The organism is Mesorhizobium sp. M8A.F.Ca.ET.165.01.1.1, assembly GCF_004792065.1.
Classification (GTDB): domain Bacteria; phylum Pseudomonadota; class Alphaproteobacteria; order Rhizobiales; family Rhizobiaceae; genus Mesorhizobium.
Map to the genome: position 1 here is coordinate 119,791 of NZ_SRTH01000001.1, position 11,740 is coordinate 131,530.

Here is an 11,740-nt window from a genome sequence, read left to right on the forward strand (position 1 = left end):
TGTCTAGAAAGATTTTCCGTGCCGCACAATGGCAGCGCTGTTTACGAAATCGTAAGGCGCGGGTTCAAGCGCGCCGACATCGGCAAATCTGCAACAGGCCAGTTGACGAACAGGCCTCCGACCGTATAGTCCGCGCCCATCCAGGCCGCCCGGCCTGAGCCCCTATGGCGGAATTGGTAGACGCGCTCGACTCAAAATCGAGTTCCGCAAGGAGTGCTGGTTCGATCCCGGCTAGGGGCACCATTCCATGTTCAGCTGCTGATTCGCCTTTGCTTGCCCGCGGATGGTCCAGGCGAACCCGGTGAGACCATGGCTGTCTGATGACAATGGGGCTGTCCGTCAGGTGACAGCAGGCGCAGGCGGTATTTCGCGGGATCTCGCGGCTCATCCGGGACAATTCAGAGCAGCAGGCTGGCGCCGTTGCGGCAACCTGCTCCCGCTATGTGATGTTCCATTCGGTCGTCATGATGTGGGGGGTCGAAATGCTGCCGAGACAACTTCGATCAGAGCGCTCTGCGAAGTATCCATCGAGAGGCCAGGAAATTGAGACTCGTCGTGATGGCGAGGGTGGCGAGGTATGCGGCCAGCGCGTTTTCGAGGATGTCTCGTAGAAAATGAAGGCTTGCCAATCCGATCAGGAACACGACGACCACCAGGCCGCCCATCGCCAGCCGGTCCGCAAGGGCGGTGCGGCCGCCTGGGAAAACGCGTTTCGGATAGAGCACCATGACGAACAACAGACCTGTCAGCCAGGCAATGGCATAGGAAAGACCTGAAGGCAGGACAGCGAGGGCGGCAAAATAGATGAGGCTGGTGAAGGCTGTGTTGAGACCACCGGCGACGAGGAAGCGGACAGCGTCTGCGCGCATTCGGTCAACGGCCGTCCTGTCCGACCACGCTGAGGAAATCCGTATAGTCCCTGATGTAGTCGCCCGCATCATAGTGATGCGAAGCCATGACCAGCAGGACCGTGTCCGGCTGGAATTTGTATTGGATTCCCCAGATGCCCGGCGGCATGTAGAGCCCGATCGACGGTTCGGCCAGAGAAACCTCTTTTCTGTCATGGCCGTTGTCGAGGACAACGGAAAGCCGCCCATGGGCCGCGATCAGGAATTGATGGCATTCGCGATGCGCGTGCTCGCCCCTGACCTTGTCGGAAGGCACACCGTAGACCAAGAAGGAGCGCGCCGGTTTGAAGGGCAGGTTCGAACCGAACTCCAGCGGTGCGATCTCGCCGCGCAGGTCGCCAAAATGCGGCAGCCTCCAGAGTTCGCTGCCGCCGATGCCAAGCGGCATTCTTTCGCCGGGCGTATCGGGGAATGTCTGCGTCACTGTCGGCTGGATTTGCGGACCGGTCTGGTAGCCGATGATGATGGCTGGATTTCCGACCACCACGGCATTGGCGGGAACATTCTTGGTCACGACCGCGCCGGCGCCGATCATCGCCTGACGTCCGATGACTATGCCTGGCAGGATGGTCGCATTGGCGCCTATTGACGCGCCGTCCTCCACCGTCGTCAGAAGAAATGCCTCGGGATACTCTTTCGAGCGCGGGAAACGATCGTTGGTGAATGTCGCGTTTGGACCGACGAACACGCGGTTCCCAAGGCGGAGGCCGTCCCACAATTGAACGCCGCTTTTTATGGTCACGTCATTACCGATCACCACGTCATTCTCGATGAAGACATGATCACAGATGTTGCAGTCCGCACCGATCACGGCGCCCTTCAGAACATGGGCAAACGCCCAGATGCGTGTTCCCTGGCCGATATGCGGACTTTCGCAGATGCCCTGCTCATGAACAAAAAATGCCCTGTCGGTCATTTCGATGTCCCCTCGACGACGCGGCTGATCACTCGCAGGGGCCGTGACTTGGTGTTTTCAACCGCCCGCCAGAGATAGCAGCCCAGAATGCCCTGGACCATCAGACTGGCCGATCCGAAGCCCACGATCAGCAGAACCAGCGTTGTGTAGCCGGCCGCGTCAATGTTGCCGAGCAACCGCGCCATGACGGTAACGGCTGCAAACAGCAGGCTGAGCAGGCAGCCCGCGAAGCCCACCCAAAGGGTCAGAATTATCGGGAAATCGGAGAACGAAAAGATGCTGTCCATCATGTATCTGAACCGACGGGCCATGCTCCACGCACTCGTCCCATGCTCTCGTTCGCGGCGGCGATAGGGCACGAATTCCCGCCTGAAGCCGACCCAGAACAATTGCACGACAAGCGAGCTGTTGGGCTCCTCGATGGACAGGATCGCTTCCAGCACCTGGCGGTTGCAAGCAAAAATATCGACCCCACCGCTCGGCATGCTGGGCAGGACGAGCCTGCGGTAGGCCGCCCAGAACGCCTTCGACAAAACCCGCGTTATCGGCGGATCATTGCGACCCGTCCTGCGCCCGAATACGACGTCGGCGCCATCCTTCTCCAGGATCGAGAAGAACTCCACGATCAGTTCCGGCGGCTCCTGCAGGTCGGCGGCCATGGCGGCGACATGCTCGCCAGAAGCATGTTCGAGACCGGTTCGAATGGCGGTGAAAGAGCCGAAATTCCGGCTGTGAAAGATGATCTTGTAGTCGAAGCCAGAGGTCTTCAGCGCATTGAGAAGCAAGGGCCCCGATTCATCCGGCGATCCATCGATGACAAAGACGAACTCGATATCGCCCTCATACCTGGCATGAAAATTGGCGACCGCCTGCATCAGGGAGGGGATATTCGCCTGATTGCGGTAGATCGGAAAAACGATCGAGCGTGTCGTCACATTGCCTCCCATTGGGCGAGTGCCAGACAGACTTGGCCGACCTCGTCATACGTCATGTCGGGATAGCACGGCACGGTGCAGAGACGGTTGACGCTGGCCCGTGTGACCACCAGATCTTCGGTTCCTTTCATCGGCAGTCCTGCCCAGCCGACCTGATCGCAGTCAAGGACGGGGTAATGGACCTCGGTATCGACGCCATGCTCCTTCATGAAAATCCTGAACGCATCGCGCTCGTCGCACAAGGCGACGGCAAGATGCGCGACCGCGCCGTCACCGCCTTCCACGAATTGCAACCGCCGCCTGGCGGCCGACTTGTAGCGGCCCAGAATAGCACGGCGTCGTTCGTTTCTATCGCCCAGATCACGCAGAAAGACATCGAGAACGGCCGCCTGGACCTCATCCATGCGGGAGTTGCGGCCATGGGGTACGCCGACATGATATTTTGACACCCAGCCATATTGCTGCAGCCGCCGCACATGTTCGGCAATCGCCGGGTCGGACGTCAAAATAGCGCCGCCATCACCCGCCGCGCCGAGATTCTTGGTTGGGTAGAAGCTGAAAGTGGACACGTCCGCGAGCGAACCCGCCACGCGCCCGCCGATGCGTGCGCCATGTGCCTGCGCACAATCCTCCACGATCGGAATATGTGAGAGGCCGGCCTCGGCAAGTGCGCTTTTGAGGGCGCCGACATCGACGACGCCGCCATAAAGATGCGTGACGACGATGGCGGCGGTGTCCGTGCTGGCCGCGGCCAGCACCGATGAAACGCTGATCAACTGGCTGGCTGCATCGATGTCGACATAGTGGGGGACAAGGTCGTTGTGCCAGCAGGCGCAACTTGCGTAGCCGCCGGCATTGGCAGCCGTGATGACTCCGCGTCCCCGAGCGCCATTGCGCCCGACAGCCGCGGCCAAGGCCAGTTCGAGAGCGTCCGTTCCGTTGGCCACAAGGACGCAATCCGAGACGCCGATGAAGCCTGCGAAGTTGGCGGCGAATTTCTTGCCCATCGCGCCATTGAGCCACCATCCGGAGCGCAGTGTGCTTGTTACTTCACGTTCAATTTCGACCTGGTATCGTTGATACAGCCGCTTGAGGTCGTTCATCGGGACGGAATCTTGTTTCGTCATCGGCGACTCAATGGCTGAATCTGTTTTTCACTTCGAGAGTGATCGCTGGACACAACTCTTGGCAAGCTGAATTAATGCTGCTGCCGAGAACCGCGACCTTCATTGCGGAACGCGATACGCCGGCTGTGGGACAAGCTGATTGAACGCAGCCAGGCTCGTCTCGACGCCCCCCCTTACCGCCGCCGCAGCAAGCTCTTCATCCGGTTGCGCAGCAGGCGCGCCATGTTGCGGGTCTCGCGGTAGAGATGCAGTTGCGAGGCGGCCTGGCGGGCGAGACGGTCGGCATCCCTGGTCAACCCGATCACCAATGTGCCGACCGGCTTGCGCTCGCTCCATAGCCTGCTCATCACCGGGTGATCGGGCACGGCGCAGGAATCGGTGATCATGATGTTGGGGTCGTCGAGATGCTGCCTGGTGACCTCGATCATCAGCAGCGTGCCAGGCGAATAAACGGCCAGCGTCTCGTCATAGGCGGTCTTCCAGGTGTAGGCGACGCCGGCCTCGACGAAGACGATCAGGCAAGCGATGGTGCGGCCGTCGAGCGTCAGCGAATGGATGCGGCACATGTCCTGTTCGGCGAGCCGATGCACAGCCTCGCGGGCAAAGGCGGCGCGGAAGCGGTCGATGGCCATGGCGGTGCGCTCGCGGCCTTTCCAGCCGGACGCTTCCAGCGTCAGGAAGTGCTCGATGGCGTGACGGATCTCCTCGGGGCCGCGTGCCACGACATGTTCGAGCTTGCCGAGATCGCCGAGGCGCCGCTTCAGGCGGCGGAACTCGCGGTAATGGTGCGCGCTCAGCGAAGCCTTCAGATAATCGTCGCCGTCGAGTTCGCTCTCCAGTACGGGGCGTGAGATCTGGCCCGTGGTGACCAGCATCAGGCCGCGCGTCTCGGCCACGGTGCCGATCAGGCTCGCCACCGGACCGTCGAGCCTGATGTCAGGCAGGACCAGGACTTTCGGCAGCTTCAGATGCGGGCGCGACAGCATCGAGAAGAAATCCTCGACCACGCCGACCGGATCGTCGCGGTCGATCAGCGGCGTGCCGAGCGGGCCGAACGGGCTCGACCATGTGCGCATGACCGGCACGCCGAGCGGCACCACCGGCCGTTCCACCGAGATCGGCACCAGCAGGCGCAGCCGGTTGCGGTATTCATCACCGTCGCGGATCACGGCAAGACGCACCTCGCGGTCTTCCAGGCGGGGCATGGCCGGCGCCAGGAAGCGCGGGTTGAAGAAGACGTTCGGCTCGATCGTGCGGGCGCAGAGATAGTCCAGTTCCTCGACCAGGTCGAAGCCGGCCGATGCCGGGTAGATGGCGAGTTTGCGCTCGGGCCGGTTGTTGGCGAGGATCTCGATATGGGCCGGATCGGCGTCGCGCGCCAGCCCGGCAAGGCCGGACACCATGGCGCCGGCCGGACCGCCGTTGGTTTCCTCGAGCAAGGGGATGGCTGCCATCAGGCGGCTCCTTTGGCTGGCACGAAGATCGCCATGACGATGCCGAGCTTGCGCCAGACCGTGAAGGACAGCGCGCTGGCCTCGAAGATCATGGCAAAGGCGGTAGCCATGGCCGCGCCCCACAGGCCGAAAAGCGGGATCAGCACCACGTTGAGCCCGATGTTGAAGGCCAGTGTCATGGCATAGACGGCGGCGCAGACATTCTGGTTGCCGCTCATGGTGAGCAGGCTTTCGCAGGGGCCGACGGCGGCCCGCGCCACGACGCCGAAGACGAGCAGGAACAGGAGCGGATAGCCAGAGGTGAATTCCGGGCCGAACAGCACCAGCATCGGTTCGCCCAGCGCCAGCACCAGGATCGCCATCAGCAGCGAGGGCCAGAACGTCCACGATACCGTCTCGCGGGCGAAGGCGGCAAGCTTTTCCGGCTCGCCATGGGTGAACTGCGCGTAGCGCTGGGCGACGCCGGCCTTGACCGCGAAATAGACGAAATGCACCAGCGCCAGCGTCTTGACCGTAGCGAAATAGACGGCGACGTCGTTGGGATCCATATAGGCGCCGACCATCAGCACATCGGCATTGGTGAGCAGGAAAAAGAAACTCTCGACCAGGAAGATCGGCAGCGAAACGACGAACCATTGCGCGAAATGCACTTTCATCGGGCCGGCGGGAATCTGCCTTTCCATGCGCTGGGTAACGCCGATCAACTGAGACAGAGTGGTGACGTAGGTGGCGGCGATCGAGGCGAAGATCGCCGTCCGCGCGTCGGGGGCGTAACCCGCCCAAAGCATCAGCGCCATGAACAGCAGGATCAGCACCGGCCGTATCAGGTAGGTCGGCGACAGCGCGAACAATGCCCATGAATTGGCACGCGCCAGCCCCTGCAGCAAATCCGACAGCGCAATCATCGGCAGGCAGATGACACCGAGGATGAACGGTATCACGTAGTAGTTTTCAATCCAGGGTGCGGCCAGCCAGACACCGAGGGCGCCAAGGCCCGCGATCAGTGTCGAGGCGATCAGCACGAACAGGCGGCTGGCCACGACGATGCCGCGCAATTCGTCCATCAGGCCGCGCTCGCGGTATTCGGGAATGAAGCGGATGACCGATGTGTGAAAGCCAAGGCAGGCGAGGTTGCCGACGATGACCATCGTCACCCAGACCAGGACGAAAATGCCGTACTCGAACGAGCCCATCCAGCGCGCCATCAGCACCTGGCTGATGAAGGCGATGACGGCGCTGACGATGCGGATGGAGAAGGCGATGACCGACATGCGGCCGGCTTCGCCGCGCTCATCGGCGGTGAACAGCACGGCGTCGATGCGGTCAAGCAGCGGCCCCACGCGCAGCGCCAAACGCTGCGGCAAGAACCGCCCAGCAGTCGTGGCCGCGGAAAAGCGCACCCCGATTTCTCTCCGTTTTCCGCCTCTTTTCACGCTTTGGTGTAGCGAAGACACCTTAAGAAAGCGTGGGTGGGGGCGCTTCCTTCTCCCCGTTCACGGGGAGAAGGTGCCGGCAGGCGGATGAGGGGCGGCGCCGGCTTTGGAGTTTGCACTGTGGATGCGGGAAGAAGAAAAGCCATCCGCAAAACGAATCGGCGCGCCGGGAGCGGGCGAGGCATTGTTTTGGTCGCAGACAAACGCCAATCGCGACTGTCGGCGCCGCCCCTCATCCGGCCCTTCGGGCCACCTTCTCCCCGTATAGGGACGGGGAGAAGGAAGAAGCGTCCGTTACGCGAACGCGCCGTGGCAGTGCTTGTATTTCTTGCCGGAGCCGCAGGGGCAGGCTTCGTTGCGGCCGACCTTGCCCCAGGTGGCCTGGTTGTTGGGGTCGCGATCCTCGGGAGCGACGATGGCGTTGCTTTCCTGGCGCACCAGAAGAGCCGTTTCGCCGCCTTCGAAATCATTCTCGCCGGTGGTGCCGTCAATATGCGTGCCGAACATGTCGGGCGCTTCCGGCGGCGGGGCTTCGGCGGCCTGGCGGACCAGTTCGACGCGCATCAGCTGCGCGGTGACGGCCTGGCGCAGATTGCCAAGCATGGCCTGGAACAGCTCGAACGCCTCGCCCTTGTATTCCTGCAGCGGATCGCGCTGGGCGTAGCCGCGGAAGCCGACGACCGAGCGCAGGTGATCGAGATTGACGATGTGCTCGCGCCACAAATGGTCGAGCGTCTGCAGCACCACGGAGCGCTCGACATAGGTCATCACCTCGGGGCCGAAACGGTCGGCGCGTTCTTGTGCCGCGGCTTCGGCGGCTTGAGAGATGCGCTCGCGGATGTCGTCCTCGGCGATGCCTTCTTCCTTCACCCAGTCCTCGATCGGCAGGTCGAGGTTGAGGAATTCGGCGACCTCGGCCTTCAGGCCCGCGATGTCCCATTGTTCGGCATAGGCGTTTTCGGGAATGGCCTTGGCGACGACCTCGTCGATGACGCCTTCGCGCATCTCGGCAATGGTTTCCGATAGGCCTTCGCCGTCCATCAGTTCGATGCGCTGCTCGAACACCACCTTGCGCTGGTCGTTGGAGACGTCGTCATATTTCAACAGGTTCTTGCGGATGTCGAAGTTGCGGGCCTCGACCTTCTTCTGCGCCTTTTCCAGCGCCTTGTTGATCCAGGGATGGATGATGGCCTCGTCTTCCTTGAGGCCGAGCTTCTGCAGCATGCCGTCCATGCGCTCGGAACCGAAGATGCGCATCAGATCGTCCTGCAGCGACAGGAAGAATTTCGAGCGGCCCGGGTCGCCCTGGCGGCCGGAACGGCCTCTGAGCTGATTGTCGATGCGGCGTGACTCATGGCGCTCGGTGGCGAGCACGTAGAGGCCGCCGGCGGCCAGCGCCTTTTCCTTCAGGCGCTCGATGTCGGCATAAATCTCCTTTTCCCGCGCCTCGCGCTCGGGACCCTCCGGCATGTCGCCCAGTTCGTCGGCGATGCGCATCTCGGCATTGCCGCCGAGCTTGATGTCGGTGCCGCGGCCGGCCATGTTAGTGGCGATGGTGATGGCGCCGGGCTTGCCAGCCTGGGCGACGATCGCCGCCTCGCGCTCGTGGTGGCGGGCGTTCAGCACTTCGAAATCCTTGAAGCCTTCCTTGCGCAGGCGCTCGGCCAACTGCTCGGACTTTTCGATCGAGGTGGTGCCGACCAACGTCGGCTGGCCCTTGGCGCTGGCTTCGCGGATCTCCCTGACGATCGCCTTGTACTTCTCCTCGACCGTCCGGTAGACCTCGTCGTCCTCGTCCTTGCGGATAACGGGCAGGTTGGTCGGGATCTCGGTGACTTCTAGGCCGTAGATGTTGCCGAATTCCTCGGCTTCGGTCAGCGCCGTGCCGGTCATGCCGGAAAGCTTCTTGTAGAGGCGGAAGTAGTTCTGGAAGGTGACGGAGGCCAGCGTCTGGTTCTCCGGCTGGATCGCCACATGTTCCTTGGCTTCGAGCGCCTGGTGCAGGCCTTCCGAATAGCGGCGGCCGGGCATCATGCGGCCGGTGAACTCGTCGATGATGACGATCTCGCCGTTGCGCACGATGTAGTCCTTGTCGCGCTGGAACAGCCGGTGCGCCTTCAGCGCGTTGTTGACGTGATGGACGATGGCGACGTTCTCGACGTCGTAGAGCGACTCGCCCTTGAGCAGGTCGGCATCGCGCAGCATGTTCTCGAGCTTCTCGGTGCCTTCCTCGGTGAAGATCGAGGTCTTCTGCTTCTCGTCGATCTCGTAATCCTGCGGCTGCAACTTGATGATGAAGGTGTCGATGGTGTTGTACATTTCCGAACGGTCCTCGAGCGGACCGGAAATGATCAGCGGCGTGCGCGCCTCGTCGACCAGGATGGAATCGACCTCGTCGACGATCGCGTAATTGTGACCGCGCTGCACCATCTGGGCGCGCTCGTACTTCATGTTGTCGCGCAGATAATCGAAGCCGAGCTCGTTGTTGGTGGCGTAAGTGACGTCGGAGGCGTAGGCGACGCGACGCTCCTCGTCCGACAGGCCGTGGACGATGACGCCGACCGACAGGCCGAGGAACTTGTAGACGCGGCCCATCCATTCGGAGTCGCGGGTGGCGAGGTAGTCGTTGACGGTGACGACATGGACGCCGTTGCCGGCGAGCGCGTTGAGATAGACCGGCAGCGTCGCGACCAGGGTCTTGCCCTCGCCGGTGCGCATCTCGGCAATGCCGCCATTGTGCAGCACCATGCCGCCGATCAGCTGGACGTCGAAGGGACGCATGCCAAGCACACGGCGCGCCGCCTCGCGGGCGGTCGCGAAGGCTGGGATCAGCAGATCGTCAAGGCTGGCGCCGTTGGTGATGTCCTGGCGGAATTTTTCCGTGCGGCCGGCAAGCTCGGCGTCGGAGAGCGCCCGCATCTCGTTTTCCATGGCGTTGATCGCCTCGACACGGGGGCGGGTCGATTTGACCCGACGGTCGTTGGAGGAACCGAAAACCTTACGGGCGAGACCGCCGAGACTGACCATCCAATGGTCCTTTCGATAGAATTCTCAATCTTGAGACAGGCGCCGGCCGGCCCCATCACATCCACGTGAACGCACCGCCTGAATACGGGCAAACACAAAAAGCGCCCGGAAAACGGTTCTGGACGCCAAGTCGATGGACAGATAAGAGGGGGCTCAACTGATGTCAACGCCGCGCTGGCCCTGCCGGTCGCGCCAAATTCCGCCACAATCTGGCTGATCTGGAAGCCGCCCTCCTTACAATCCCTCACCGGAGTCATCCTTATGTCCTTGTTGTTCAGCCGTGCGTCGCTTGCCAGCCTTGGCCTGGCCCTCGGCCTGTCGGCTCTTTGCCTGTCGCCATCGATGGCGCAGGAGACCGCTCCCGCACCGGCCGCCCCGGCGGATGCGGCCGCACCGGCCGCGGCGCCGGTCGATCCGAACACCGTGATCGCCACCGTCAACGGCCAGCCCTTGACCGAAGCCGATCTGGTGCTTGCCGAGGGCGAGCTGTCGCAGCAGTTCGCGCAGTTGCCGCCTGAGCAGCGCCGCGCCGCCGCCCTTTCGGCGGCGATCGAAATCCGCGTCATGGCGGCCAAGGCCGTAACCGACGGTCTTGACAAGGATCCCGACTTCCAGCGCCGCATGGCCTTCCTGCAGCAGCGCGCACTGCATGGCGAGATGGTCGAGAAGGGCGTCGTCGACAAGGTTACCGATGCCGAGGTCCGTGCCCGCTACGACCAGGAAATCGCAAACACGCCGCCGGTCAACGAGGTGCATGCCCGTCACATCCTCGTGAAGACCAAGGAAGAGGCCGAGGCGATCATCAAGCAGCTCGACGGCGGCGCCGACTTCCAGAAGCTCGCCAACGAACACACCTCTGATCCGAGCGGCAAGAGCAATGGCGGCGACCTCGGCTGGTTCGGGCCTGGCCAGATGGTGCCGGAGTTCGACAAGGCCGCCTTCGCGCTCGATGTCGGCAAGTACACCGAGCAGCCGGTGCAGTCGCAGTTCGGCTGGCATGTCATCAAGCTCGAGGACAAGCGCGCCAAGCAGCCGCCGGCCTTCGACGACGTCAAGGACCAGGCCAAGCAGGCCGTCATCCGCGACAAGTATTTCGCGCTGGTCAAGTCGCTGCGCGCCGGTGCCAAGGTCGAGATCCCCGACGCGAACCTGAAGAAGGCCGTCGATACGCTGGAAAGCGCCAAGTAAGCCCGAACAGCTTCGAAAAAGGGCGGGGCAGCCGGAAGGCGCCGCGCCCTTTTTGTTGGCACGTGCCAACGGGCGCCTATCTGCCGGGCGCTGCTATGCCTTCCACGAGATAGCGGACCACCTTGCGGATCGTTGCTTCGGGCTCGTCGAGCCGGTTGGTCAGGAGATGCCGCCAGGCGTAGGAAGCCAGGAGGTCGGCGACCACGGCCGAATCGATATCGCTGGCGATTTCGCCCCTTGCCTTGGCACGTTCGATGATCTGGCCGGTGTGGGCGCGGCGTCCGCTGGCGTAACCGGCAAGGGCCTCGGCTGCGGTCTCATCCGACTGCGCCTCGGCAATCAGCGACCTGAACACGCTGCCCGACGATGTCTCGCGCCAGTGGAAGAACAGGTTCTTCAGGAAGCCGACGAGATCTTCTTCCAGTTTTCCCGTATCGGGAACGTCAACGCGTTTCTGGCGCTTGTAGACTTCCAGCAGCAGCGCCGCCTTGCTCGGCCACCAGCGATAGATGGTCGGCTTGCCGGCGCGCGCGCGCCGCGCCACCGCCTCGATCGAAAAGCCGGCATAGCCGGCCTCGACGAGCACGGCCTCGGCTGCCTCCAGAATGGCGTCCGCACTGTCGGGATTGCGCCGCGCCCCGATCGATCTGCGCGCCGTATCCGCCGCCTCGGCCATTCCTGTCGTCCTCGTTTCAACTCGCCGGCATGATAAGTGATCCGGTGATGAAACGAAACGATCCGTTTTTGGATGC

9 protein-coding genes and 1 tRNA gene are annotated in these 11,740 nt (G+C 62.7%); 2 read left to right on the forward strand and 8 right to left on the reverse strand.

From position 1 onward, the window contains the following. Nucleotides 1-158: 158 nt before the first annotated feature. Nucleotides 159-243, forward strand: a tRNA-Leu gene (locus tag EN808_RS00610). 260 nt (nucleotides 244-503) lie between these two features. Here the strand turns inward: EN808_RS00610 and EN808_RS00615 are convergent. From EN808_RS00615 to secA, 7 genes are all read right to left on the reverse strand, one after another. Further along, the gene (locus EN808_RS00615; protein ID WP_135867532.1) at nucleotides 504-869 is read right to left on the reverse strand and encodes a GtrA family protein; all 366 of its coding nucleotides are present in this window, start codon (nucleotides 867-869) and stop codon (nucleotides 504-506) included. 4 nt (nucleotides 870-873) lie between these two features. Beyond that, entirely contained in the window at nucleotides 874-1,824 is a 951-nt protein-coding gene (locus EN808_RS00620; RefSeq protein WP_135914923.1) for a WxcM-like domain-containing protein, read from the reverse strand. Then, nucleotides 1,821-2,759: a glycosyltransferase family 2 protein gene (locus EN808_RS00625; protein WP_210235442.1), complete on the reverse strand. Its 939-nt coding sequence runs from the start codon at nucleotides 2,757-2,759 to the stop codon at nucleotides 1,821-1,823. Before EN808_RS00625 ends, EN808_RS00620 begins: the two co-directional genes overlap by 4 nt. Then, a complete protein-coding gene (locus EN808_RS00630) occupies nucleotides 2,756-3,862 on the reverse strand; it encodes a DegT/DnrJ/EryC1/StrS family aminotransferase (RefSeq protein WP_189524037.1) in 1,107 nt (368 codons plus the stop codon). Before EN808_RS00630 ends, EN808_RS00625 begins: the two co-directional genes overlap by 4 nt. 197 nt (nucleotides 3,863-4,059) lie before the next feature. After that, complete coding sequence (locus EN808_RS00635; protein ID WP_135914926.1) at nucleotides 4,060-5,340, reverse strand: GNAT family N-acetyltransferase; 1,281 nt, start codon at nucleotides 5,338-5,340, stop codon at nucleotides 4,060-4,062. Further along, the gene (locus EN808_RS00640; protein WP_135914927.1) at nucleotides 5,340-6,740 is read right to left on the reverse strand and encodes a lipopolysaccharide biosynthesis protein; all 1,401 of its coding nucleotides are present in this window, start codon (nucleotides 6,738-6,740) and stop codon (nucleotides 5,340-5,342) included. The genes EN808_RS00635 and EN808_RS00640 overlap by 1 nt, the downstream gene beginning before the upstream one ends. Before the next feature lie 327 nt (nucleotides 6,741-7,067). Beyond that, nucleotides 7,068-9,800, reverse strand: a complete 2,733-nt coding sequence (secA, locus tag EN808_RS00645; protein WP_135914928.1) for a preprotein translocase subunit SecA — start codon at nucleotides 9,798-9,800, stop codon at nucleotides 7,068-7,070. Between the two features lie 261 nt (nucleotides 9,801-10,061). On the opposite strand from secA, the gene EN808_RS00650 reads away from it, so the two are divergent. Then, nucleotides 10,062-10,988, forward strand: a complete 927-nt coding sequence (locus EN808_RS00650; RefSeq protein ID WP_135914929.1) for a peptidylprolyl isomerase — start codon at nucleotides 10,062-10,064, stop codon at nucleotides 10,986-10,988. Between the two features lie 76 nt (nucleotides 10,989-11,064). Here the strand turns inward: EN808_RS00650 and EN808_RS00655 are convergent, their stop codons facing one another. Continuing rightward, nucleotides 11,065-11,664 (reverse strand): TetR/AcrR family transcriptional regulator, encoded by a 600-nt coding sequence (locus EN808_RS00655; RefSeq protein ID WP_135914930.1) that lies wholly within the window; start codon nucleotides 11,662-11,664, stop codon nucleotides 11,065-11,067. Nucleotides 11,665-11,740 lie beyond the last annotated feature (76 nt).

Bases quoted from the DNA above. Each gene is read 5' to 3' on its own strand.
- EN808_RS00615 (WP_135867532.1), bottom strand. From the start codon at position 869: ATGCGCGCAGACGCTGTCCGCTTCCTCGTCGCCGGTGGTCTCAACACA.
- EN808_RS00620 (WP_135914923.1), bottom strand. From the start codon at position 1,824: ATGACCGACAGGGCATTTTTTGTTCATGAGCAGGGCATCTGCGAAAGT.
- EN808_RS00630 (WP_189524037.1), bottom strand. From the start codon at position 3,862: ATGAACGACCTCAAGCGGCTGTATCAACGATACCAGGTCGAAATTGAA.
- EN808_RS00635 (WP_135914926.1), bottom strand. From the start codon at position 5,340: ATGGCAGCCATCCCCTTGCTCGAGGAAACCAACGGCGGTCCGGCCGGC.
- secA (WP_135914928.1), bottom strand. From the start codon at position 9,800: ATGGTCAGTCTCGGCGGTCTCGCCCGTAAGGTTTTCGGTTCCTCCAAC.
- EN808_RS00650 (WP_135914929.1), top strand. From the start codon at position 10,062: ATGTCCTTGTTGTTCAGCCGTGCGTCGCTTGCCAGCCTTGGCCTGGCC.
- EN808_RS00655 (WP_135914930.1), bottom strand. From the start codon at position 11,664: ATGGCCGAGGCGGCGGATACGGCGCGCAGATCGATCGGGGCGCGGCGC.